General features: G+C 62.0%; 26 protein-coding genes and 1 tRNA gene. 19 read left to right on the top strand and 8 right to left on the bottom strand.

Going from position 1 to position 21,530, the window contains the following annotated elements; translation table 11 throughout:
• The first annotated feature begins 7 nt into the window (after positions 1-7).
• Together GOX53_RS12065 and GOX53_RS12060 are read left to right on the top strand one after the other, a co-directional pair.
• Entirely contained in the window at positions 8-889 is an 882-nt protein-coding gene (locus GOX53_RS12065; RefSeq protein WP_171176612.1) for a YihY/virulence factor BrkB family protein, read from the top strand.
• Positions 890-1,023: 134 nt separating this feature from the next.
• Positions 1,024-1,230: a hypothetical protein gene (locus GOX53_RS12060; RefSeq protein WP_171176610.1), complete on the top strand. Its 207-nt coding sequence runs from the start codon at positions 1,024-1,026 to the stop codon at positions 1,228-1,230.
• 5 nt (positions 1,231-1,235) lie between these two features.
• Here the strand turns inward: GOX53_RS12060 and GOX53_RS12055 are convergent, their stop codons facing one another.
• Both GOX53_RS12055 and GOX53_RS12050 read right to left on the bottom strand, forming a co-directional pair.
• Positions 1,236-1,955 carry an RlmE family RNA methyltransferase gene (locus GOX53_RS12055; RefSeq protein ID WP_171176608.1) on the bottom strand — a complete coding sequence of 240 codons (720 nt, stop codon included), beginning with the start codon at positions 1,953-1,955 and terminating at the stop codon, positions 1,236-1,238.
• Positions 1,955-3,067 (bottom strand): Ppx/GppA phosphatase family protein, encoded by a 1,113-nt coding sequence (locus GOX53_RS12050; RefSeq protein WP_171176606.1) that lies wholly within the window; start codon positions 3,065-3,067, stop codon positions 1,955-1,957. The genes GOX53_RS12055 and GOX53_RS12050 overlap by 1 nt, the downstream gene beginning before the upstream one ends.
• 240 nt (positions 3,068-3,307) lie before the next feature.
• On the opposite strand from GOX53_RS12050, the gene GOX53_RS12045 reads away from it, so the two are divergent.
• From GOX53_RS12045 to GOX53_RS12035, 3 genes are read left to right on the top strand one after another with little or no spacing between them, the layout of a single operon-like run.
• Complete coding sequence (locus GOX53_RS12045) at positions 3,308-3,604, top strand: virulence factor (RefSeq protein WP_171176604.1); 297 nt, start codon at positions 3,308-3,310, stop codon at positions 3,602-3,604.
• Between the two features lie 26 nt (positions 3,605-3,630).
• A complete protein-coding gene (locus tag GOX53_RS12040; protein ID WP_171176602.1) occupies positions 3,631-4,557 on the top strand; it encodes a methylenetetrahydrofolate reductase in 927 nt (308 codons plus the stop codon).
• Positions 4,558-4,566: 9 nt separating this feature from the next.
• A complete protein-coding gene (locus GOX53_RS12035; RefSeq protein ID WP_171176600.1) occupies positions 4,567-5,631 on the top strand; it encodes a methyltetrahydrofolate cobalamin methyltransferase in 1,065 nt (354 codons plus the stop codon).
• Positions 5,632-5,992: 361 nt separating this feature from the next.
• Here the strand turns inward: GOX53_RS12035 and GOX53_RS12030 are convergent, their stop codons facing one another.
• On the bottom strand, positions 5,993-6,958 hold the full coding sequence (locus GOX53_RS12030) for a cation transporter (protein WP_171176598.1): 966 nt from the start codon (positions 6,956-6,958) through the stop codon (positions 5,993-5,995).
• A 105-nt stretch (positions 6,959-7,063) separates the two neighbouring features.
• Positions 7,064-7,153, bottom strand: a tRNA-Ser gene (locus GOX53_RS12025).
• 123 nt (positions 7,154-7,276) lie between these two features.
• Between GOX53_RS12025 and GOX53_RS12020 the strand changes: the two genes are divergently transcribed.
• From GOX53_RS12020 to GOX53_RS11980, 9 genes are all read left to right on the top strand, one after another.
• Positions 7,277-8,119 carry a DUF2059 domain-containing protein gene (locus tag GOX53_RS12020; protein WP_171176596.1) on the top strand — a complete coding sequence of 281 codons (843 nt, stop codon included), beginning with the start codon at positions 7,277-7,279 and terminating at the stop codon, positions 8,117-8,119.
• A complete protein-coding gene (locus GOX53_RS12015) occupies positions 8,119-8,928 on the top strand; it encodes a DUF2059 domain-containing protein (protein WP_171176594.1) in 810 nt (269 codons plus the stop codon). Before GOX53_RS12020 ends, GOX53_RS12015 begins: the two co-directional genes overlap by 1 nt.
• A 214-nt stretch (positions 8,929-9,142) precedes the next feature.
• On the top strand, positions 9,143-9,775 hold the full coding sequence (locus GOX53_RS12010) for a 50S ribosomal protein L21 (protein ID WP_171176592.1): 633 nt from the start codon (positions 9,143-9,145) through the stop codon (positions 9,773-9,775).
• 11 nt (positions 9,776-9,786) lie between these two features.
• Complete coding sequence (rpmA, locus tag GOX53_RS12005) at positions 9,787-10,056, top strand: 50S ribosomal protein L27 (RefSeq protein WP_010440093.1); 270 nt, start codon at positions 9,787-9,789, stop codon at positions 10,054-10,056.
• Between the two features lie 98 nt (positions 10,057-10,154).
• Complete coding sequence (locus GOX53_RS12000) at positions 10,155-10,763, top strand: LysE family translocator (protein ID WP_171176590.1); 609 nt, start codon at positions 10,155-10,157, stop codon at positions 10,761-10,763.
• Entirely contained in the window at positions 10,760-11,296 is a 537-nt protein-coding gene (locus tag GOX53_RS11995) for a GNAT family N-acetyltransferase (protein ID WP_171176588.1), read from the top strand. The genes GOX53_RS12000 and GOX53_RS11995 overlap by 4 nt, the downstream gene beginning before the upstream one ends.
• A gap of 36 nt (positions 11,297-11,332) precedes the next feature.
• Positions 11,333-12,367 (top strand): GTPase ObgE, encoded by a 1,035-nt coding sequence (gene obgE, locus GOX53_RS11990; RefSeq protein WP_171176586.1) that lies wholly within the window; start codon positions 11,333-11,335, stop codon positions 12,365-12,367.
• Positions 12,355-13,461, top strand: coding sequence for a glutamate 5-kinase (proB, locus tag GOX53_RS11985; RefSeq protein WP_171176584.1), 1,107 nt, complete (start codon positions 12,355-12,357; stop codon positions 13,459-13,461). The genes obgE and proB overlap by 13 nt, the downstream gene beginning before the upstream one ends.
• A 53-nt stretch (positions 13,462-13,514) precedes the next feature.
• Positions 13,515-14,780: a glutamate-5-semialdehyde dehydrogenase gene (locus GOX53_RS11980; RefSeq protein ID WP_171176582.1), complete on the top strand. Its 1,266-nt coding sequence runs from the start codon at positions 13,515-13,517 to the stop codon at positions 14,778-14,780.
• 9 nt (positions 14,781-14,789) lie between these two features.
• On the opposite strand, the gene GOX53_RS11975 is transcribed toward GOX53_RS11980, so the two are convergent.
• Positions 14,790-15,386 carry a histidine phosphotransferase family protein gene (locus GOX53_RS11975; RefSeq protein WP_171176580.1) on the bottom strand — a complete coding sequence of 199 codons (597 nt, stop codon included), beginning with the start codon at positions 15,384-15,386 and terminating at the stop codon, positions 14,790-14,792.
• A gap of 48 nt (positions 15,387-15,434) precedes the next feature.
• Here GOX53_RS11975 and GOX53_RS11970 point away from each other — a divergent pair, with 48 nt between their 5' ends.
• The 5 genes from GOX53_RS11970 (at position 15,435) to tsf (ending at position 19,242) form a co-directional block, all read left to right on the top strand.
• On the top strand, positions 15,435-15,617 hold the full coding sequence (locus tag GOX53_RS11970) for a DUF3553 domain-containing protein (RefSeq protein ID WP_171176578.1): 183 nt from the start codon (positions 15,435-15,437) through the stop codon (positions 15,615-15,617).
• Positions 15,618-15,731: 114 nt separating this feature from the next.
• Positions 15,732-16,496 carry a GNAT family N-acetyltransferase gene (locus GOX53_RS11965; protein ID WP_171176576.1) on the top strand — a complete coding sequence of 255 codons (765 nt, stop codon included), beginning with the start codon at positions 15,732-15,734 and terminating at the stop codon, positions 16,494-16,496.
• Positions 16,496-17,341, top strand: a complete 846-nt coding sequence (locus GOX53_RS11960; protein ID WP_171176574.1) for a 1-acyl-sn-glycerol-3-phosphate acyltransferase — start codon at positions 16,496-16,498, stop codon at positions 17,339-17,341. The genes GOX53_RS11965 and GOX53_RS11960 overlap by 1 nt, the downstream gene beginning before the upstream one ends.
• Before the next feature lie 166 nt (positions 17,342-17,507).
• The gene (gene rpsB, locus GOX53_RS11955; protein WP_171176571.1) at positions 17,508-18,290 is read left to right on the top strand and encodes a 30S ribosomal protein S2; all 783 of its coding nucleotides are present in this window, start codon (positions 17,508-17,510) and stop codon (positions 18,288-18,290) included.
• 76 nt (positions 18,291-18,366) lie between these two features.
• On the top strand, positions 18,367-19,242 hold the full coding sequence (gene tsf, locus GOX53_RS11950; protein ID WP_171176569.1) for a translation elongation factor Ts: 876 nt from the start codon (positions 18,367-18,369) through the stop codon (positions 19,240-19,242).
• Between the two features lie 400 nt (positions 19,243-19,642).
• Here tsf and GOX53_RS11945 read toward each other — a convergent pair whose 3' ends face one another.
• From GOX53_RS11945 to GOX53_RS11935, 3 genes are all read right to left on the bottom strand, one after another.
• Positions 19,643-20,398 (bottom strand): LuxR family transcriptional regulator, encoded by a 756-nt coding sequence (locus tag GOX53_RS11945; protein ID WP_171176567.1) that lies wholly within the window; start codon positions 20,396-20,398, stop codon positions 19,643-19,645.
• Positions 20,395-20,844, bottom strand: coding sequence for a type II 3-dehydroquinate dehydratase (aroQ, locus tag GOX53_RS11940; RefSeq protein WP_171176565.1), 450 nt, complete (start codon positions 20,842-20,844; stop codon positions 20,395-20,397). Before aroQ ends, GOX53_RS11945 begins: the two co-directional genes overlap by 4 nt.
• 138 nt (positions 20,845-20,982) lie before the next feature.
• Positions 20,983-21,459 (bottom strand): MaoC family dehydratase, encoded by a 477-nt coding sequence (locus GOX53_RS11935; protein ID WP_171176563.1) that lies wholly within the window; start codon positions 21,457-21,459, stop codon positions 20,983-20,985.
• Positions 21,460-21,530 lie beyond the last annotated feature (71 nt).

Raw genomic sequence — 21,530 nt, 5'->3', positions numbered from 1 at the left:
TAACGGCATGACCCGCGTTGCGAATCCTGCCATCCTGTTGCCGCTCAAAGCCCTGTGGCTGGCCCTGCGCCGGTTTGTCACCAAGAACGGCTTTGTCATGAGCAGCCATGTGGCGATGTCGATGATGCTGGCGCTGTTTCCCTTCATGCTGTTCACCGTGGCGCTCGCGGGCAGCCTGTCGCAGGATTACGTGACCGACGAGTTGATTGATCTGATCCTCGGCGCCTGGCCCAGCGAGGTGGCCGACCCGATCGTGGCCGAACTGCGCGCGGTGCTGGCAGGGGACAAATCCGGTGTGATCACGCTGAGCGGCCTGTTGGCGGTCTGGTTTGCGTCGAACGGGGTAAACGCGGTGCGGATGGCGCTGACGCAGGCCTATCATGACGAAGATACGCGCCCGTTCTGGAAATCCCGCCTTTTGTGCATCGCGCTGGTGATTGGGGGTGGAGCCGCCTTGTTGGCCGCCGCCGCGTTCGAGGTGGTATTGCCGGTCTATACCCGGCTGGTCACCGACACGCTTCCGATCCCGGGTACCGGCGAGGCGGTCGAATGGCTGTCGGTGGACCGGCTGAGCTGGATTTTCGCTGTGGCGATGCCCGCCGGGATGGTGCTGGCCTTTCACGCGCTGCTGCCCGGACACCGGCACAGCCTGATCCAGATCCTGCCGGGCGTCGTGTTGACACTCGCGCTCTGGGCAGCGGGAGGTTGGGGGTTTTCCATCTATGTGGGCCAGTTCGCAACCTACAGCGCCACTTACGCCGGGCTGGCGGGCGCCATGGCGGCGCTGATCTTTCTCTACCTCTGCGCTGTGATCCTGATTCTGGGGGCTGAATTCAACGGGGCGCTGATCGACCTGAAGCCTGTCCCAACGGATGACACATCCTCATAGCCTCTCACGGCGCTGTGAGTATTGCGACCGTGATACGGCACGCGATTGCCCGGTTCCCGCCGTTTTCACGGCCAAATTACCTGCAAGTGTAGGGCAGGGGCAATGTGCGCCCCGGTGTTGTTAACAGGTGATTCATGTACCACGAAGGCCAGCATCGGCACGCCGCGATCTTTGATCTGATCCGCCAACGAGAGAGTGGCGCAGGACCCGAGCAAAACATCCCAAAGCCCAAACCGGCTTGCACCTATATCAGCAAATCCGATGCAAAGCTGTTGAAGGGGATTGCGATGGCGTCGTTCAGAAAACAGCAGCTGCCTGGCATACAAAGCTTGCGGGACTGATCGCGTCAGTCGCCCCGAAAACCTGTGGCAACCACGAATTTCTCGGAACTGTCCGACCGTGAAGAAGGCGGTTTGACATTCGCCACCTTAGTGAATTTCTGCTTCAGCAGTTTTTGCAGATCACCTTCGGCCCCGCCGGCTAGAACCTTGGCCACGAACGTACCGCCGGGCTCCAACACGTCAAAGGCAAAATAGGCCGCCGTCTCGCACAGCGAGATAATGCGCAGATGGTCGGTCTGCTTGTGCCCGGATGAGGCGGCGGCCATGTCAGACATCACCACATCCGCCTTGCCGCCCAGCCACTCTTTGACCTTTTCGTCGGCGTCATCTTCCATGAAATCGAGCAGGTGTATCTCGGCCCCGGCAATCGGTTCGACCTCCTGCAGGTCGATGCCCAGCACGGTGCCGATCTTCTTGCCGGATTTCTCACCCAGCGCATTCACCCGCTTGACCGCCACCTGACACCAGCCGCCCGGCGCACAGCCCAGATCGACCACGCGCGCGCCCGGCACCAGAAAGCGGTATTTCTCGTCCAGTTCCAGAATCTTGAAGGCCGCGCGTCCGCGATAGCCCTCGGCCTGCGCCCGCTTGACATATGGGTCATTGAGCTGCCGCTGCAGCCAGCGCGTCGAGCTGAGCTTGCGCCCGCGCGCGGTCTTCACCTTGACCTTCAGGTCGCGTTGCCCGCGGCCCGAAGTGTTCTTTCCACTCGGTGTCTTCGCCATCAGAACGGTCCGTCTTCCAATACGCCGTCCGCGCTCATCTGTGCATAGAGCAATCCTTCGCGCAGCCCCCGGTCCGCCACGGAGAGGCGGTCGGTGGGCCAGAGCCGCAAAAGCGCCTGCAAGATGGCCGAGCCGGACATGATCAGGGCCTGCCGATCCTCGCCGATACGGGGATCGCGGCGGCGGCCCTGAGGCCCGAGTTCTAGATAACCGCGTATGACCTTGTCAATCTGATCGCTGGTCATGCGCAGCCCGTCCACCTTGGTGCGGTCGTAACGCTTGAGCCCCAGATGACTGGCGGCCACTGTGGTGACGGTGCCGGAGGTGCCGACGATCTGAAACCCCTCGCGCGCCTGTTCATCCTTGTAGGGGGCGAAATCGGCGAGGTTTTCCTCGAAAAACCAGCTCATCAGCGCGAAGCGGGCGGCGTCGTCTTCGACGTCATGAAACTGGTCGCGCAGCGTGGCGACGCCCAGCGGCACGCTGATCCAGTCCACGACCTTGGCCGCCGGAAACGGGCTTTCTGCGGGATGAAACCCGGCGTGCAGGCGCATGATCGCCGACGGGCGGTCGCGGCGCGGCACGGAGGAGATGTCGATCCACACCAGCTCGGTCGAGCCGCCGCCGATATCGACAACCAGCAGCTGCTCAGTCTTGGTGCTGACCAGCGGCGCGCAGGAGATCACGGCAAGGCGCGCTTCTTCCTCGGGCTGGATGATCTCAAGCGTCAGCCCGGTCTCGCGCTTGACCTGCCGGATGAAATCGCGCGCGTTTTTGGCACGTCGGCACGCCTCGGTCGCGATCAGGCGCATCCGCTTGACCTTGTTGCGCTTGAGCTTTTGCTGGCAGATGCGCAGCGCCTGCACGGTGCGCGACATCGAGGACCGCGACAACCGCCCGGTCCGCTCAAGCCCGGCGCCGAGTTGCACGGACTTGGAGAAACTGTCCACCACATGGAACCCACTGCCCTTGGGCTGGGCAATCAGCATGCGGCAGCTATTTGTGCCCAGATCAAGCGCTGCATAAAGAGCGTCGGGATCGGGCCTGCCAGGCGCGGGGCTTTCGACCGCTTTCGGGAACGCGCCCGCACCTCTGGGACGCTTGGGCGCCATGTCACACGCCCTCCGATTTCGAGTTACCCCGACCATAGGTTGCGTGCCCACATCACGCAAGCGGCTCATTAAAGTGATGAGTATTTTGATGTCTGCCAATGCGGAAAAATAAGGTACATGCCCTGTATCCCATCGTGGGCGAAAAGGTCGCTGCACATACGGCACATGTCGAAAATCGACCGACCCGCACCCACATTGCCGTTTAGAACCTGCTCATCAGGTCAGGAGGAATCAACAGCGATGCCCGACGTCACCATCGTATACTGGCGCGACATCCCGGCTCAGGTCATCGTCGGCAAGGGCCGACGCGGTGCCAAACGACAGCTGGAGGAGCGGTTCGAGCAAGCCATCGACCGCGCCGCGATGAAGGTGAATGCGAAGGATAGCGATGCTTACTTGGCCGAGTGGCGCAAGGCCAAACCCTTTGCGGTTGAGGGCGATCCGTCCGAGATCGCCGAGGCGCAGGCGCTGCGTCTGGAAACGGAATACGATCAGGACCGCATCAAGGCCCTGATCGCCAATGACGGTTGGGCATAAGCCCCACATCTTTATGGGAGGCCGCAATGGCTTTGCTGAACTTCAAGAAACGTGATGCGGTCGAACCCGGCCCGGTGAATCCGACCGTCGAGGCTTTCCTCAAGAATTACTCGATCGAGGTGATGCCGCGCACCGCCGAGAAGGTCGACGATTTCCGCGCTTTGCTGCCGCAAGGCACCCGCGTCTACATCGCCCATATCGAGGGCACGCCGATCGAGGACATGGTCAAGACCGCCAAGCGCCTCACAGCTGAGGGCTATCCGGTGATGCCGCATTTCCCGGCCCGGATCATCAAGGATGCAGCCACGCTGGAAAATTGGATCTCGATGTATCAGGGCGAGGCGGGCGTCGATCAGGCGCTGCTGCTGGCCGGTGGCGTGGCCACGCCGCATGGAGATTTCGACAGCTCTATGCAACTGATGGAAACCGGTCTGTTCGACAAGGCGGGTTTCAAGCGTCTGCACGTGGCCGGTCACCCCGAGGGCAACAAGGATATCGACCCCGACGGCACTACAAAGAACGTCGACGAAGCCCTTCAGTGGAAACAGAAATTCAGCGAGCGCACCGACGCGCAGATGGCGCTGGCCACGCAGTTCGCGTTCGAGGCCCAGCCGATCATCGAATGGGCCAACTCGGTCAAGGCGGTAGGTGTGGATATTCCGATTCATATCGGGATCGCGGGCCCGGCCAAGCTGCAGACCCTGATCAAGTTCGCCATCGCCTGCGGCGTCGGCCCGTCACTGAAAGTGCTGCAAAAGCGCGCCATGGACGTGTCCAAGCTGTTGCTGCCGTATGAGCCCAGCGACGTGATCACCGAACTGGCCGAGCACAAGGCCGCGAACCCGGATTTCAACATCGAATCCGTGCATTTCTTCCCGCTTGGCGGCATCAAGACCAACGCCAACTGGGCCATCAACAATGGCGGCGCCTCGGCGAAGCCTGCAAACTCCTAAGGATCGGCAATGACCCGTACAGTCGTAGAATCAAAAACAAAAACTGCCGTTCTGGGCTTTGACGAGCCGTTTTGCGTGATCGGCGAGCGGATCAACCCCACGGGCCGCAAAAAACTGGCGGCTGAGTTGGAGGCAGGCGATTTCTCGACCGTCGAAAAAGACGCGCTGGCACAGGTGGCCGCAGGCGCCACCGTGCTCGATATCAACGCGGGCGTCGTCTACAACTCGAACCCCAACCCGAACGAGACCGAACCGCCGTTGATGACAAAGATCGTCGAGCTGGTTCAGGGGCTGGTGGAAGTCCCGCTGTGCATCGACTCCTCGGTGCCGGGCGCGCTGGAGGCGGGTCTTGAGGCGGCTGAGGGCCGCCCGCTGCTGAACTCTGTCACCGGTGAGGAAGAGCGTCTGGAGCTGGTTCTGCCGCTGGTCAAGAAATACAACGTGCCGGTGGTGGCGATCTCGAACGACGACACCGGGATTTCCGAAGACCCCGATGTGCGCTTCGACGTGGCCAAGAAGATCGTGGAACGGGCCGCCGATTTCGGCATTCCGGCCCATGACATCGTGGTCGACCCGCTGGTGATGCCCATCGGCGCCATGGCGACCGCCGGCCAGCAGGTGTTCGCCCTGGTCCGCCGTCTGCGCGAAGAGCTGGGTGTGAACACCACCTGTGGTGCATCGAACATCTCGTTCGGTCTGCCCAACCGGCATGGCATCAACAACGCCTTCCTGCCGATGGCGATGGCCGCCGGCATGACCTCGGCAATCATGAACCCGGTGGCGCTGCCGGTCGGCCCCAAGAAGCTGGCCGAGAAGAAGGCCGACGTTGAGGCCAAGGGCGTGATTCTACCGCCGGACATGGATGACGAGGCCTTCTGCCAACTGTTCGGTCTGGGTTCGACCCAGCCGCGTGCGGGTAAGGAGATGGAGGCCATCCGGGCCGCCAACCTTCTGACCAACAATGACCCGCATGGCGGGGCGTGGATCAAGTTCAACAAGGCCCCCGAGGCGGAAGGTGCCGCAGGCGAAGGAGCCCGTGGTCGCCGCGGAGGCGGACGCCGTCGCCGCGCCTGATCCGGGGCAAGACGAGACATAAGGCCGGGTCGGGAAGCCCGGCTTTTTACGTTGTTCTGACGGTGGTTGGCCGAGGATGACGCGCGGCGCCGACCAAGCGTGTATATCCGGACCAACAGAGGGCTGCGTCCTGCCTCGGGCCGGCGCCGACTACGGTTGTGGTCGGCGATTTATCTCAAAAGCCCTGAACAAAAGATGAGCGACGCGCGTCATCGCCAATGCGCCCTCCGTCACGCCGGAGGCGCGCAAAAAAATAGAGTGGCGCACCCTTGGTGCGACGGGGAGGGAGGGCGCGGCCCGGCGGCACTGCGTGCCTTTGCTCCGGTCCATAGAAGGCTCAGCGCGCCCACAGACGGGATGATCATGGGCGTGGGTTGCTCCGTGGATCCATCGTGGCGGGCCAACTGCGTCCGCAGGCGGTGGCTAGGAGGATGACATCGGCGCCGGGCAAGGCAGCGGAGATGTCATGTTGCAGACGCAGGTTCAGCGTGTCGATCTCTTGCGCCAGAACCGGGCGGCCCGGATCGTAATAGACCGCCACCTGAAAACTGCGCCCCAGCTTGGTGACCGACAAATCGTTCAGCCGCCCGCCATCCTCGCCCAATGCAGCCCGCGCGGCGCGGCGGGTGGTTGCGATGTGCTCGGGCGCAGCGGTGACACCAGCCAGTTCCGCCAGTCCGCGCCGGAAATCGGAAATGTAGCGCGCAATGACTGTCGAGCAGAGCAGCAGCACGATAATCGAATCCCCCACCGGCGTGATCACCGACAGCGCGGTGTCCTGCAGGAAGTAGATCCCGGCCATGCCCACGCCTGCCGCCGCAGTGATGATGCCGTCGAAGGCGGCTGCCGTGGCCTCCATCCGCAGAATATCGCTGCTCTCGCCGGTCCGTTTCCAGGCCCGGCGGTGGATGAACCACAGCAATGCACAGGTCAGCCCGATCAGGACGAAATAAACGATCAGCGGACCGAATTTCAGCGGCACCGGCGGATCGCCTGTGAGATAGCCGTAGATGTTCATCGCCGCGCCCGACATCGCGAACAGCACCAGCCCGAGCAGCGACAGCGCCCGGAAGGTGGCAAAGATCGCCTCATCCGCCGCATAGCCGAAGGGGCGCAGCCGGTCGGGCCCGGCATGCACCGTGGCGCTGACCCGGCGCCCCAGCAGGGCAGATGTGAAGCCGATGAGCGAAAACAGGCCATCCACCAGAATGGCATCCGAATGAGACAGGATCGCCGCGACGACACCGGCGGCCCCCATGAACAGGTTGCCCCACATGCCGATCAGCAGGGCGCGGCCTTCGCGGAGACGTATCTGATCTTCTGTCATGGCCTTCCCCTATCGATGATGCGAGCTGTGGTGACGCCCAAGACATGGCAAAACCCGCCCCGGCTGTCACCGGGCGTCATTTTGGAAGTTCTAGCAGGAAGATCATGGCGGAGAGACAGGGATTCGAACCCTGGGTGGGCTTGCACCCACAACGGTTTTCGAGACCGCCCCGTTCGACCACTCCGGCACCTCTCCGCGGGGGTCTGTGAGGGGGGGATTTAGTGGTGATTGACCGGGGGTGCAAGCAGAAACTTCGGGATTTCGCACCGCATCCGATTTTCCGTTGCCCGTGGCCTGGAATCACCTAGGCTAAAGAGTATGAGACATGTTTTGCGCCGTTGCGCCCCGCTGATCGTTTTACCCGTTCTGGCCCTGTTGATCGCCACCACGCCGGCCCGCGCCGCCGACCGCGCACGGATCGAGGCATTTCTGACGACAACCGGCTTTGATGTGGCGCTGGACAGCATCGCCTTTGCCTCATCTTCCGCACCCGAGATGCTTGGGGTCGATCCCGGTGTTTTTGGCTCGGACTGGAAGCGGCTGACACAGGAGGTTTTCGACACCAAAACCATGCGCGAGATCGCTGTTTCGATCCTGGAACAAACGCTGAGTGACGAGGCGCTGACCCATGCCGTTGAGTTCTACGCAACCGATCTTGGGCAGAGGCTGGTCGAGGCCGAGAATGCGTCACACATGATCGAGGATGACACGGTCAAGCAGCAGGACGGGCAGGCCATCGTCGCCGATCTGGTCAAGGAAGGCTCGCAGCGGGTGGAATCACTCAAGCGGATGAACCGCGCCATCGATTCCAGCGGCACGGCTTTGCGGGCGCTGCAGGAGATTCAGGTACGCTTTCTGCTGGCGGCCAGTGCTGCCGGGGTGGTCGACCTGAAGATGGATGCGGACGAGCTGCGCGCGATGCTGCGCCAGAATGAGGCCTCGATGCGCAGTGCTTTGCAGCTTTCGGCGCTGGCGGGTGCCGCCTATACCTATCAGGATTTCTCGGACGAAGATGTGGACGCTTACGTTGAGGCGCTGGAACAGCCGCTGATGCAGGAGGTCTATGAGCTTTTGAACGCGGTGCAATACGAGATCATGGCGGGCCGGTTCGAGATTCTGGCCACCCGTATGGCCGATCTGCACCCGGCGCAGGATATCTGATGCGTTTGGCCCCGTTGACACTGGCTGCGATGTGCCTCTGGGCACTGCCTGTGGCGGCGGACGAGACATTGGACCGGCTGGCGCAAGCGCTGCGTCTGGATGAAGTCGTGGAGATCCTGTGCGATGAGGGGCTGAACTATGGTCGGGAACTGGACGATCAGATGCTGGGCGGCGAGGGCGGACAGCCCTTCGATCAGCAGATCCAACGGATCTATGTCGCCGATGAGATGCAGGCCGGTCTGCGGAAGGCACTGGCCGATGGCATGACGACGGAACAGCGCGCGCAGGCCGCCACCTTCTTTGAAGGCGATCTGGGGCAGACGATCATATCGCTGGAGAACTCGGCCCGCAGGGCGTTTGCAACACCCGCCATAGAAGAGGCAGCACGGACCTATTACGAAGAGGTCGATCAACAGGACGCACGGTTTCGGTTGGTCGAGGAGTATATCTCGGTCAACGATCTGGTGGCGCAGAATGTAAAGGGCGCGCTGAGCGCCGATTTCAATTTCTACCGTGGCATGGCCGAAGGGCACGGTGCCCAGCGGGATGACGGGGTGATGCTGTCGGATCTGCTGGACCAGCAGGAGGAAACCCGGGCTGAAACCACCGCGTGGCTTTATGGCTTTCTGCTGATGGCCTATCAGCCCCTGAGCGAGGCCGAGATGCGCGAGAATATCGCCTTTTCCCGAACCGGGGCAGGGCAGGCCCTGAACGCGGCCCTTTTTGAGGGGTTTGACGCGATGTATGACAGCATCTCGTATGAGCTGGGGCTGGCCGTCGCGCTGGCACTGACGGCAACGGATCTCTAAGCGCCCGAATCCGGTTGACATTTGCCCGGAATGCCCGGATAAGCGCGCATCCCGGCCGGAATACCCGTGCCGGGTCTCGTTATTATTTGGCCCATGGGGATGTCTCAGGGGTCTGAAACCCGCCCAATAAGGGCGCGCTGTTCGAGGTGGCGCAAGCCGAAACGCCCAGGTTACCCTGGGGACCACAGAACGCGGTGATGAAAAGGAAAGACGCATGTTTGCGGTCCTCAAGACTGGCGGCAAGCAGTACAAGGTTCAGGCGGGCGATATGCTCCGCGTTGAAAAACTGGCTGCCGACGCAGGTGAAAAAGTTCAATTCAACGACGTACTGATGCTGGGCGGAGACGCTCCGGTCGTTGGCGCGCCGTTTGTCGATGGTGCCGCCGTTCAGGCCGAAGTGATCGAACAGATCAAGGGTGACAAGGTCATCAACTTCGTCAAGCGCCGCCGTAAGCACAGCTCGAAGCGCACTGTTGGCCACCGTCAGAAGCTGACCCTGGTCAAGATCACCGACATCCTCGCCTCGGGCGCTGAGAAGTCAGGCGTCAAGGCTGCAACCGGTTCGGTTTCCGCAACCGCTGTCGAAACCGCTGCGCCCAAGAAAGCGCCAGCCAAGAAAGCGGCTCCGAAAAAGGCCGAGGCCGCGGGCGCAGACGATCTGAAAAAGCTGTCGGGTGTTGGTCCCGCGCTCGAGAAGAAGCTTCTCGAAGCCGGCGTCACCACTTTCGCGCAGATCGCGGCGTGGACGGATGAAGATGTAGCTGCTATGGACGAGAAACTGTCGTTCAAAGGCCGGATCGAGCGTGAAGGCTGGATCGAACAGGCCAAAGAGCTGGCCAAAGGCTAAGGAGAGAGAGAATGGCACATAAGAAAGCTGGCGGTTCCTCCCGTAACGGTCGCGACTCAGCAGGTCGCCGCCTTGGCGTGAAACTGTATGGTGGCCAGGCCGCCATCGCAGGCAACATCATCGTGCGTCAGCGCGGCACCAAGTTTTGGCCGGGCGAAGGCGTTGGCATGGGCAAGGATCACACCATCTTTGCAACCGTCGATGGCGCCGTGAAGTTCCACAAGGGACTTAAAAACCGCACCTTTATTTCGGTCCTGCCAGTGGCGGAGGCCGCAGAGTAAGCCGAGACCCAAGAAGGTTAAGAGAAAATTCATGGGGGACCGGCAGAACATGCCGGTCCCCTTTCTCGTTTTTCACCAAGGTTTGAACTGTCTTTGCTATGGCCGTCGCAACCACCAGTTTCCTGATCTTTGCCGCCTCGCAGGTCGGCACGCCGGGCCCGGCCAACATGGCCCTGCTGGCGACAGGTGCGCGTTATGGCTTTCGCGCGGCGCTACCTTTTGTGGCGGGCGTGGCGCTTGGCAAGCAGTTGGTGATCTGGCCGGTGGGCTTTGGGCTGATGGAACTGGCCGAGCAGGTGCCATGGCTGTTCACGGCCCTGAAATACGCCTCGGCAACCTATATTTGCTGGCTTACCTGGAAAGTTGCCAACCTGCGTCTCGCACCGGGGCGGGCGGCGGACCGGGCACCGGGCTTTTGGGCCGGGCTGATCGTGCACCCGCTCAACCCCAAGGCCTGGGCGATGATCGTCGCGGGCTTTACCGGCTTCGTTGCCACGGGAACGTCAACATTTGATGCGACACTCACGATCGCTCTCTGTCTGTTGAGCTGTCAGCTGGTGTTGCACCCGATCTGGACCTTTGCCGGCGACAGGATCGCCCATGCGGTTGCAGGACGGGCTGCCGAGAAATATCTGATGTGGACATTGGCGGGCCTAACCGTCGCGTCCGTCCTTTTTGTGTTGTTCGGAGGAGGAGCACACATATGAAACTTGAAACGATAATAAATCAGCCGGTCATCGAAACCGAGCGGTTCGACCTGCGCCCGTTGCGCCGGTCTGACATGGGCCTGATCGAGCATTACGCCAGCGACGAGCGCGTGGCCCGCATGACCACGTCGATCCCGCATCCCGTGCCCCCTGGCATGACCGAGGCGTTTGTCCTGCGGGCGATGTCCGAGGACCGGGATGAGGATGTCTGGGCCATGGACGCGACCAAGGATGGCGGGCCCGAGTTGATGGGTCTGATCTCGCTGGAAAAGATGGACCGGAACCAGTCCGAGGTTGGATACTGGGTCGCTCCGATCTTTTGGAACACCGGCGTTGCCTCGCTGGCGGTTCAGACGTTGGTCGAGGCCAATCCGCTGGACAACGCCACCATGTTCGCAAGCGTCTTTCAGGACAACCCTGCCTCGGCCCGGGTGCTGACCCATTGCGGGTTCCAGTATCTGGGAGACGCCGAAAGCTATTCGGTCGCCCGCGACGCGGCCGTGCCCACCTGGACATACAGCCGAAAACTCTGACTTGGCGCGCCGCCGCCTTTGCAGTAGGGAGCCCTCATGAAATTTCTCGATCTTGCAAAGGTCTACATCCGGTCCGGGGCCGGCGGTGGCGGGTGCGTCAGTTTTCGGCGCGAAAAATACATCGAATATGGAGGTCCCGATGGCGGTGACGGTGGCAAGGGCGGCTCGGTCTGGGCTGAAGCGGTCGAGGGGCTGAACACGCTCATCGACTTCCGCTATCAGCAGCATTTCTTTGCCAAGAACGGTCAGCCGGGCCGGGGTCAGCAGCGCACCGGCAAGGACGGCGACGAAGTCGTGCTGCGGGTGCCTGTGGGGACCGAGATCCTCGACGAGGACGAAGAGACGGTGATCGCCGATCTGACGGCAGTGGGTGACCGGGTTCTGTTGGCGCGTGGCGGCAACGGCGGTTTCGGCAATCTGCATTTCAAGTCGGCCACCAATCAGGCCCCGCGCCGGGCCAATCCTGGTCAGGCGGGGATCGAACGCACCATCTGGCTGCGCCTCAAGCTGATCGCAGATGTAGGCCTGCTGGGGATGCCCAATGCGGGCAAATCAACCTTTCTGGCCGCAACCTCGAACGCGCGGCCCAAAATCGCCGACTATCCGTTTACCACGCTGCACCCCAATTTGGGCGTCGTCGGCGTGGACAATGCCGAATTCGTGGTGGCCGACATCCCCGGCCTGATCGAAGGCGCGCATGAGGGGCGCGGGATCGGCGACCGGTTTCTGGGCCATGTCGAACGCTGCGCCGTGCTGCTGCATTTGGTGGACGGCACGTCCGAGACCGTGGCCGAAGATTACACCACCATCATTCACGAGCTTGAGGCCTATGGCGGCCATCTCGCCGACAAGCCCCGCATCACCGTGCTGAACAAGATCGACGCGCTGGATGAAGAAGAGCTTGAGCGGGCCCGCTCCGAACTGGAAGAGGCCGCTGGCGACCCCGTCATGACAATGTCCGGTGTGGCGCGTCAGGGCGTGACCGAGGTGCTGCGCGTTCTGCGCACCCGCATAGACGAGGACCGCCTACGGCTGAAACCCGTCGAGGAGGCACAGCCTTGGCAACCCTGAGGTCGGCCCGGCGGTTGGTGGTCAAGATCGGCTCGGCGCTGTTGGTGGACCGGGACACGGGGCTGTTGCGCTCGGACTGGCTGCGCTCGCTGGCGCAGGATGTGGCCTGGCTCAAAGGGCAGGGGACGGATGTGATTCTTGTCTCCTCCGGTTCCATCGCGCTCGGGCGTGGGGTTCTGGGCCTGTCTGCCGTTGCCTTGCCGCTGGAACAGTCACAGGCCGCCGCCGCCGTTGGCCAGATCCGTCTGGCTCGCGCGTATGAAGAGGCGCTGGCACCGCACGATATCACCACTGCGCAAGTGCTGGTGACGCTGGAGGACAGCGAGGACCGTCGCCGCTACCTAAACTCCCGCGCCACGCTGGAGACCCTGCTGGGGCTGGGCGTGGTGCCGATCGTCAATGAAAACGACACGGTGGCAACGGATGAGATCCGCTACGGCGACAATGACCGGCTGGCCGCCCAGATCGCGGTGACGGTGGGCGCGGATCAACTGATCCTGCTGTCGGATGTGGACGGGTTCTATTCCGGCAATCCGAACGAAGATGCCACCGCCACTCGCTATGACGTCATCGAGCGCATCACGCCCGAGATCGAGGCGATGGCCGGTGACGCGGGCTCGGGGCTCTCCAAGGGCGGGATGAAAACCAAGCTGATGGCAGCGCAGATGGCCACGGCGGCGGGTTGCGACATGGCGATCACCGAAGGATCACCCCTCAACCCGCTGAAAACGCTGGAAGATGGTGCGAACTGCACCTGGTTCACCGCCACACTCGACCCACAGGCGGCGCGCAAGCGCTGGATTTCCGCAATGAAACCGCGCGGCGAGATCGTGGTCGATCAGGGCGCGGCCACTGCGCTCTCCAACGGCAAGAGCCTCCTGCCGGCGGGCATCACCGAAGTGACCGGCGATTTCGGGCGCGGCGATCCGGTTGCGATCCTCGGGCCCGGCGCCCGCAAACTGGGGCAGGGGCTCAGCCGCTATACCGCGCAGGAGGCGGACGCGATCAAGGGGCGCAAATCCTCCGAAATCGAACCAACGCTGGGCTATCCTGGCCGCGCGGCGCTTATCCACCGCGATGATATGGCGCTCTGACGCTTCTTCTTGCTAGAAATACACAATCCCGACCGACCCGAAAGGCGCCTGCGATGAAGGATCTCGACAACATTCCCGCCCTGATGGCCGACCTCGGTGCTCGCACCAAGGCTGCCTCCAAGGACCTGGCCTTTGCCAGCGCTGAACGCAAACACGCCGCCCTGATCGCGGCGGCGGACGCGGTCTGGACCAACCGCGCTACGATTATCGAGGCCAATGCAAAAGACCTCGAATATGGCCGCGAAAAGGGCCTGAGCCCGGCGATGATGGATCGGTTGATGCTGGATGAGGCGCGCGTTCAGAGCATGGTCGACGGGCTGCGCACCGTGGCCGATCAGGCCGATCCGGTGGGTGAGGTGCTGACCGAATGGGACATGCCCTCGGGGCTGAATATCCAGCGGGTGCGCACGCCGCTGGGGGTTATCGGCGTGATCTATGAAAGCCGACCCAATGTGACGGCGGATGCGGGCGCGCTGTGCCTGAAATCCGGCAACGCAGTGATCCTGCGGGGTGGCTCGGAGAGCTTTCACTCCTCATCCGCCATTCACGCCTGTCTGGTCGAGGGGCTGAAGGCAGCGAATCTGCCGGAGGATGCAATCCAGTTGGTGCCGACCCGCGACCGTGCGGCAGTGCAGGAACTGCTAACCATGACCGACCATGTGGACGTGATCGTGCCACGCGGCGGCAAGGGGCTGGTGGGGCTGGTGCAGCGCGAGGCGCGGGTGCCGGTCTTTGCCCATCTCGAAGGCATCGTGCATATCTATATCGACGAAGCCGCAGACCCGCAGAAGACGCTGGACGTGGTGCTGAACGCTAAGACCCGGCGCACTGGCATCTGCGGCGCTGCCGAATGCCTGCTGGTGCATCGGGATGTGGCCGACAGCCTTGGGCGCGATGTCATCGCGGCGCTGCTGGCCGCTGGCGTCGAGGTGCATGCCGAAGGCGCACTGGCCGCCGACGGCACCACCACCGCCACCGCCGCCGATTGGGGCAAGGAGTTCCTCGACAGCATTATCGCGGCGAAACCTGTCGAGGATATCGACGCGGCCATCGCGCATATCCGCCGATACGGCTCGAACCACACCGACTGCATCATGACCGAAGACCCGGCTGCCGCCGCGCGGTTCTTCGAACGGCTCGACAGCGCCATCCTGATGCACAACGCCTCGACCCAATTCGCCGATGGCGGGGAGTTCGGGATGGGCGCCGAGATTGGGATCGCCACCGGCAAGATGCACGCGAGGGGCCCGGTAGGGGCGGCGCAGCTTACCAGCTTCAAATATCTGGTGCGCGGCAACGGCACGACACGCGCCGGGTAAGGCGGCGCGTCAGAACCTGATCGTAAGCTGGGTGGCGGTGGTCTCGACCCGCACTCGGCGGTTCATCTCTGCCGCCACATCCGGCAGCAGCATGAACTGGACCAGCGCCGGCGTGATTGGTGCGCCAGAGCCCGGCTTGCTCAGCCCCTGCCACAGGTCGGGGTCGATGTTCAGCTTGTCAGCGGTTCCGGTTACGCTCCAACGCCCTTCGTCGCAGGCGACCTCTACCGTACCGCCGAACGGCATTGCGGTTTCGCAACACTGCAGGGCCAAGAAAGTCAGCTTGATCTCGCCGCGCGGCTTGGCATCGACCGGGCCCCAGTGGGTCTTGACCCGGCCGGTGCGACTGAGGTCGCCGAGCAGCCCCGCAACCTCGGACCGGCCCAGCGACTGCTCTCCGGACGCACCATAGGCGATGCGAAAGAACCGGATGCGGGCACCGGCATTGTCGACGCTGTCCGAGATCAACTCCATCTCTGGCCCCTGCACGCCACCGGCCATATCCAGCAGCTCAAGCCCGTTGGTGATGGCGCCGATCGGGCTGATCAGATCGTGGCAGATCCGCGAGCCGATCAGAGCGGCAAGGTTGACGTTGCTTTCGCCCATGCATACCTCCTGTAGCACCCGCCATCCTGACCCCAAGCTGAGCCGCGCATGACAGATCTGAATGCCATTCTTGCACCCGGCATGTACGTCCGCCACCCCGATTTCCCCGATTGGGGCATAGGACAGGTGCAGTCCAATATCGGCGGCAAGATCACCGTGAATTTCCGCGAGCAGGGGAAGGTGGTGATCGACGGTGCGCGCATCGCCTTGATGCCCGTCTTTGATCCGTGAAACTGGTTGATGAATGATTAACATCCGCGTCTATCCTGCGGCGGATATTGCCTTTGTCGCCGAATGTGCTGTATCAGTGCGGCGTCCCAATTTTTCCTGACAAACGGAGCGTGAATGCCGGATCGCGGGCCTGCCTTTACCGTCAAGATCGCCGAGACCGAGGATGAGCTGCGTGCCGCCCAGCGGCTGCGCTATGACGTCTTCGTGCGCGAGCTTGGCGGCGGTGGCGAGATGATCGATCATGAGGCGGGGTTGGAGCGGGACCGGTTCGACCCATATTTCGACCACATGCTGGCAATTGATGACGGCTCGGGCCAGGTGATTGGCGTCTACCGCCTGCTACGCGGCGACCGGGCGCAGGCGATGGGACAATTCTATTCCGAGGATGAATATGACCTGTCGGTGCTGAAACAGAGCGGTCGCAAGTTGCTGGAGCTGGGCCGGTCCTGCGTGCATCCCGACTATCGCGGCGGCACGGCGATGTATCATCTGTGGAACGGGCTGGCGGGCTATGTCGCCGAGCACGGGATCGAGGTGCTGTTCGGCGTCGCCAGCTTTCACGGTACCGATGTTCAGGCTTTGGCGCAGCCTCTGTCGATGCTGCATCACAACCATCTGGCGCCGCCCGATCTGCGCGTGCGCACCCAGCCGCAGCACTATGTGGACATGAACCTGATGGCACCCGAGGATCTGGACCGGCGCAAGGCGATGCTTGAAGTTCCGGCGCTGATCAAGGCGTATCTGCGGCTTGGCGGGTTTGTGGGCGAGGGGGCCTATATCGACCACGCCTTCAACACCACCGATATCTGCCTGATCCTCGACACCGCCCGCATGAATGAGCGGCAGCGGCGCATCTATGGCGGGGCGCAAGCGGGCTGATGGATGCGCTTTGGAACAGCGAGGATGATCCCGATCCGGTTAAGGTCGGTGTAATCGGCGTGCTACTAGTGATTCTGCGCGGCCTGCCGCTGGCGGTGTTGGTTTTTGGCGGGTTGTTCATTCTACTCGCCGTGCGGATGATCGAGCGGCCTCTTTACGGCCTGCACCGCCCGGTGACGCCCTATATCAGCCAGTTTGTCTGCAGGAACGCATTCCGCATTCTTGGCATCGGGTTTCGCACTTCAGGCGAGCTGATGCAGGAACCGGGGGCGGTCGTCGCCAACCACACGTCGTGGCTAGACATCTTCGCGCTCAACGCCCGGAAACGGATCTATTTCGTCTCAAAGGCCGAGGTCGCGAACTGGCCCGGCATCGGTTGGCTGGCCCGCGCCACCGGCACCGTATTCATCGAGCGCGATCGCAAAAAGGCGCGTGAGCAGACAAAGCTGTTCGAGGAGCGACTGAAAGCGGGGCACAAGCTGCTGTTCTTCCCCGAGGGCACCTCGACCGACGGGCTGCGGGTGCTGCCGTTCAAGACCACGCTGTTTGCCGCCTTTTTCTCGGATGAGTTGCGCGATTTCATGTATGTGCAGCCGGTTTCGGTGGTATTTCACGCGCCCGAGGGGCAGCCGGACCGGTTCTACGGTTGGTGGGGGGACATGGATTTTGCACCTCATCTGCTCAAGACTCTGGCGGCGCGGCGACAGGGCTCGGTTGAGTTGATTTATCACAGCCCGGCGCGTGTCAGCGATTTCCCCGACCGCAAGGCGCTGGCCGCCCATTGCGAGGCGGCGGTGCGTCACGCCCACGCGCTGGCCCGGCCATTGGCGAGCCCTGCAAAATAAGGGTATTTAACCCTTGCACCCCATCTGATCCTGCCGTATACGCGCGCCATTCAAACCCGCAGGCGGGGTTTGGCCTTTTTGGGGGAGACATCCCCATCAAGACCGCCGGTTGGAGCATCCGCTCTGAAACCCCCGCCGAGGAAAAAACCGGAAAGGAAAAGATAGCATGGCTCTTCCCGAGTTCACCATGCGCCAGCTGCTGGAAGCTGGCGTTCACTTCGGCCACCAGACTCAGCGCTGGAACCCGCGCATGTCGCCGTTCATCTACGGCGCCCGCAACGGCATCCACATCATGGACCTGACCCAGACCGTTCCGATGCTGGACCAGGCGCTGCAGGTCATCCGTGACACCGTCGCCAAAGGCGGCCGCATCCTGTTCGTCGGCACCAAGCGTCAGGCGGCTCAGCCGATCGCCGAAGCTGCCGAGAAGTCGGCTCAGTACTTCATGAACCACCGCTGGCTGGGCGGCACGCTGACCAACTGGAAAACCGTTTCCCAGTCGATCAACCGTCTGAACCAGATCGACGAAGCCATGGAATCCGGCGCCGAGGGCCTGACCAAGAAAGAGCGCCTGGGCATGGAACGTGACCAGCACAAGCTGCAGGCTTCGCTGGGCGGTATCCGCGAGATGGGCGGCGTGCCGGATCTGCTGTTCGTCATCGACGTCAAGAAAGAAGCACTGGCGATTGCCGAAGCCAACAAACTGGGTATCCCGGTTGTGGCTGTGGTTGACACCAACTGCTCGCCCGACGGCGTGGACTACATCATCCCCGGCAACGACGACGCAGCCCGCGCAATCGCGCTCTACTGCGATCTGGCTGCCCGCGCCGCTCTGGACGGCATGTCGGCGCAGCTGGGCGCCGCTGGCGTCGACCTGGGCGAGATGGAAGAAGCTCCGGCCGAAGAAGCCCTGGCAGAAGACACCGCCGAGACCCCGGCCGAAGCGTAAGCTGCCCGTCACTGAATTGACATATGGGGCAGGGTATGACCTGCCCCAAATCCGTTTGAATTGAGGAGAGCCGAAAATGGCAATCACAGCAGCACTCGTGAAGGAACTGCGCGACTCGACCGGCGCAGGCATGATGGACGCGAAAAAGGCGCTGACCGAAACCGGTGGCGACATGGAAGCCGCAGTTGACTGGCTGCGCACCAAGGGTCTGGCCAAGGCCGCCAAGAAATCGGGCCGTACTGCCGCCGAAGGTCTGGTTGCCGTTGTCGTCGCAGGCGGCACCGGTGTAGCCGTTGAAGTGAACGCGGAAACCGACTTTGTCGCCAAGAACGCCGAGTTTCAGGAGATGGTGTCGGGCATCGCCGGCGCCGCGCTGAACGTGGCTGACGTCGAGGCGCTGAAAGCGGCTGATCTGGGTGGCAAGTCCGTTGCCGATACCCTGACCGACAAGATCGCCACCATCGGCGAGAACATGTCGGTGCGCCGCATGGCCAAGATCGAAGGCGAAACCGTTGTGTCTTATGTCCACAACGCCGCTGCAGCAGGTATGGGCAAGATCGGCGTTCTGGTTGCGCTGTCGGGTGGTGACGAAGCCGTCGGCAAGCAGGTCGCGATGCACATTGCCGCTGTGAACCCTGCTGCTCTGTCCGAGGCAGACATGGACCCGGCCGTGGTCGAGAAGGAAAAGCAGGTTCAGATGGACATCGCCCGCGAATCCGGCAAGCCGGAGCAGGTGATCGAGAAGATGATCGTGGGCCGGATGAAGAAATTCATCGCCGAATCCACCCTGCTGAACCAGCAGTTCGTGGTGAACCCCGACCTGACCGTCGAAGCCGCCGCCAAAGAGGCCGGCGCCACCATCACCGGCTTTGTCCGGCTGGAAGTTGGCGAAGGCATCGAAGTCGAAAAGGAAGACTTTGCCGCCGAGGTTGCAAAGGCTGCTCAGGGCTGAGAAAGCCTGGCGCCACTGGTTGGCGACAGATCAATACCAAAAAACCGGTTGCGCATTGCGCAGCCGGTTTTCTTGCGCGTGTTCCAAGTTCTGTGACTAAAAAAGGGCTGCACCGAAATGCAGCCCAGATAAACCAATCAACGGGAAAGTGATGAGGAGCCCCACACGATGGGGATGGTAGGGGCTCCTCAAAATTTCCAACGCAAGAACGCCGAAAAATAAGCGCCTTTTGCCAGAGCGACCGGAGCGCCCTGAAATTGCAGAGATCCGGCCTGAATGTTCCTTGGCCAAAGCCACCACTCACGGAACGCTCTCATATTGCGACAAAGACGAGGGATTCGGAAGTCATGATTTCCTTACCCTAGGTAAAGTGACGCGTGGCAGCGTCACGTTTGGTACCTCAGGCTTCGACCACGAACATTTGGTTGTGCAGAGCCGCCTTGAGAACGGCCTGCGCCGTCGTTTCGACCGACAGCGCCTCGCGCGCAAGCCTCAGGTGCTTTTCGACCGTGGCCGACGTCAACCCCATCAGCAGGGCGATATCCTGCGTGGTCTTGCCGTCGCCGACCCATTGCAGCGCCTCGCGCTGCCGCTTGGTCAGGGACCTGTTCGGGGCGGTATAGGGCAGGTTCATTATTTTCAGATGAGCAACGTTGTTCATCAGCAGGATATCTTGCCCGTGCTCATCCCAGACCGCATCAATGTTGTCCTGGCTCAGATCCTCGCGGGCACATAAGGAAATCGCGCCCTTGGTGCGTATCGATACCGAGTTGAAACTGACCGTATAGCCAGCCATCACACCTTTGGACGCATTGAAGTCATAGACGCGACGCTCATCCCGGGTCATGGCCTGGCTGGCATTCATCTCAGCCAGCATGCGCCAGCTGGCAGCCCCTTCGTGATCCAGAGCCCATTTCAGCATTGGAGCGTGGAAATAGAGGCCCGAATGCAGGAAACCGTCGATGTAGTCCTTGTCATGATTGGTCAGAATCACGAAGTCTTCGGGATCACCCAGCGAGGTCGCGGTTCGGTATTGTGTGTAGCCGTAAAGCAACCGGTCGAATCCATAATCCGCCATCTGCCGCGTGTGGGCATCCCAAAGCTCTTCCAGCGTTTTGGAATAGCTGACGTATTGGAGGTAGTCCCGCAACGTCATGCGCCAGCCTCCCCATCCAGATGCGCGGCCAAGGCATCGAGTGCGAGAATGTAGCTGTGTGCGCCGAATCCGCAGATTTGGCCGATCACAACTGCGGCAATGCAGGAATGGTGACGAAACGGCTCACGCGCGTGGATGTTGGACAGGTGCACTTCGATCACGGGAAGATCGACCGAGGCAATGGCGTCATGCAGGGCAATTGACGTGTGGGTATAGGCGCCTGCGTTCAGGACAATACCCGCCTGTTCATCGCGTGCCGCATGGATTGCGTCGATCAGGGCGCCTTCGTGGTTGGACTGCACACAAGCAACCTCAAGCCCACGCGTACGCCCATGGGCGACACAGGCCTCTTCGATCGTCTGTAACGTGGTGTGGCCGTAAACCTCGGGCTGGCGGGTGCCAAGAAGGTTCAGGTTCGGGCCGTTCAAGACCAGAATCTTGCTCATACGTGTGTTATCCCCATTCACGCCAGTCATAGCCATGAATGGCTGGGGCTGTCCACCACGCACTCACGCATTCAGATGATCTGTTGCGGCTTTTCTGCATCCGAAGGGCCGCCATGCCCAGCTTTGCAGCACGCCCGATCACGGTTCCGGATCAACCACGATCAGGCTTAGCCATTCTGCCACCAGCGCCGGGGTGTGGTGCCCTTCGACCTCGATGCTGAGATCATGGGTCCGCAGCAATTCGGTATCTGAGCGGCGCTGCACATCGCGCAGGGTAAACCGGCCCCGCAGACGCGATCCGGCCCGGACCGGAGATAGAAAGCGCAGCCGGTTGAAACCGTAGTTGATGCTCATCGATTGCCCGTCGACAGGCGGCAGGCAGTCATAGGCAAACCGGCTCGCCAAAGACAGCGTCAGAAACCCATGCGCGACGGTGTCGCCGAACGGTGTTTCGGCCGCTGCGCGGATGGGATCGGTGTGGATCCACTGATCGTCGTGGGTCAATTTGGCAAAGCCGTCGATCATCGGTTGATCGACGATGATCCAGTCCGAGATACCGACCTCGGTGCCAATCCGGTTCCGCTCGGCGGCAAGGGCTGCTTCAAGTTGAGACATCTTCATGATCCTTCCGTTGCACCCCAGACCCTCGTTGGGGCAGGATGCGGGCGTTTGCCAAACGGAGTGCC

The organism is Ruegeria sp. HKCCD8929, from assembly GCF_013031405.1.
Taxonomy (GTDB): Bacteria; Pseudomonadota; Alphaproteobacteria; order Rhodobacterales; family Rhodobacteraceae; genus Ruegeria.
Note: the sequence above shows the minus strand (reverse complement) of the source record. Positions and strands in the feature narration are given on the sequence as shown.

Coding starts and splice junctions, on each gene's coding strand:
- GOX53_RS12065 (WP_171176612.1), top strand. CDS start 8: ATGACCCGCGTTGCGAATCCTGCCATCCTGTTGCCGCTCAAAGCCCTG.
- GOX53_RS11970 (WP_171176578.1), top strand. CDS start 15,435: ATGACAGATCTGAATGCCATTCTTGCACCCGGCATGTACGTCCGCCAC.
- GOX53_RS12050 (WP_171176606.1), bottom strand. CDS start 3,067: ATGGCGCCCAAGCGTCCCAGAGGTGCGGGCGCGTTCCCGAAAGCGGTC.
- GOX53_RS12045 (WP_171176604.1), top strand. CDS start 3,308: ATGCCCGACGTCACCATCGTATACTGGCGCGACATCCCGGCTCAGGTC.
- GOX53_RS11995 (WP_171176588.1), top strand. CDS start 10,760: ATGAAACTTGAAACGATAATAAATCAGCCGGTCATCGAAACCGAGCGG.
- GOX53_RS11945 (WP_171176567.1), bottom strand. CDS start 20,398: ATGACGTTGCGGGACTACCTCCAATACGTCAGCTATTCCAAAACGCTG.
- GOX53_RS12000 (WP_171176590.1), top strand. CDS start 10,155: ATGGCCGTCGCAACCACCAGTTTCCTGATCTTTGCCGCCTCGCAGGTC.
- obgE (WP_171176586.1), top strand. CDS start 11,333: ATGAAATTTCTCGATCTTGCAAAGGTCTACATCCGGTCCGGGGCCGGC.
- GOX53_RS12030 (WP_171176598.1), bottom strand. CDS start 6,958: ATGACAGAAGATCAGATACGTCTCCGCGAAGGCCGCGCCCTGCTGATC.
- GOX53_RS12010 (WP_171176592.1), top strand. CDS start 9,143: ATGTTTGCGGTCCTCAAGACTGGCGGCAAGCAGTACAAGGTTCAGGCG.
- GOX53_RS12040 (WP_171176602.1), top strand. CDS start 3,631: ATGGCTTTGCTGAACTTCAAGAAACGTGATGCGGTCGAACCCGGCCCG.
- rpmA (WP_010440093.1), top strand. CDS start 9,787: ATGGCACATAAGAAAGCTGGCGGTTCCTCCCGTAACGGTCGCGACTCA.
- GOX53_RS11965 (WP_171176576.1), top strand. CDS start 15,732: ATGCCGGATCGCGGGCCTGCCTTTACCGTCAAGATCGCCGAGACCGAG.
- rpsB (WP_171176571.1), top strand. CDS start 17,508: ATGGCTCTTCCCGAGTTCACCATGCGCCAGCTGCTGGAAGCTGGCGTT.
- GOX53_RS12060 (WP_171176610.1), top strand. CDS start 1,024: ATGTACCACGAAGGCCAGCATCGGCACGCCGCGATCTTTGATCTGATC.
- GOX53_RS12020 (WP_171176596.1), top strand. CDS start 7,277: ATGAGACATGTTTTGCGCCGTTGCGCCCCGCTGATCGTTTTACCCGTT.
- GOX53_RS12035 (WP_171176600.1), top strand. CDS start 4,567: ATGACCCGTACAGTCGTAGAATCAAAAACAAAAACTGCCGTTCTGGGC.
- GOX53_RS11975 (WP_171176580.1), bottom strand. CDS start 15,386: ATGGGCGAAAGCAACGTCAACCTTGCCGCTCTGATCGGCTCGCGGATC.
- GOX53_RS12055 (WP_171176608.1), bottom strand. CDS start 1,955: ATGGCGAAGACACCGAGTGGAAAGAACACTTCGGGCCGCGGGCAACGC.
- GOX53_RS11935 (WP_171176563.1), bottom strand. CDS start 21,459: ATGTCTCAACTTGAAGCAGCCCTTGCCGCCGAGCGGAACCGGATTGGC.
- tsf (WP_171176569.1), top strand. CDS start 18,367: ATGGCAATCACAGCAGCACTCGTGAAGGAACTGCGCGACTCGACCGGC.
- GOX53_RS12015 (WP_171176594.1), top strand. CDS start 8,119: ATGCGTTTGGCCCCGTTGACACTGGCTGCGATGTGCCTCTGGGCACTG.
- GOX53_RS11980 (WP_171176582.1), top strand. CDS start 13,515: ATGAAGGATCTCGACAACATTCCCGCCCTGATGGCCGACCTCGGTGCT.
- aroQ (WP_171176565.1), bottom strand. CDS start 20,844: ATGAGCAAGATTCTGGTCTTGAACGGCCCGAACCTGAACCTTCTTGGC.
- GOX53_RS11960 (WP_171176574.1), top strand. CDS start 16,496: ATGGATGCGCTTTGGAACAGCGAGGATGATCCCGATCCGGTTAAGGTC.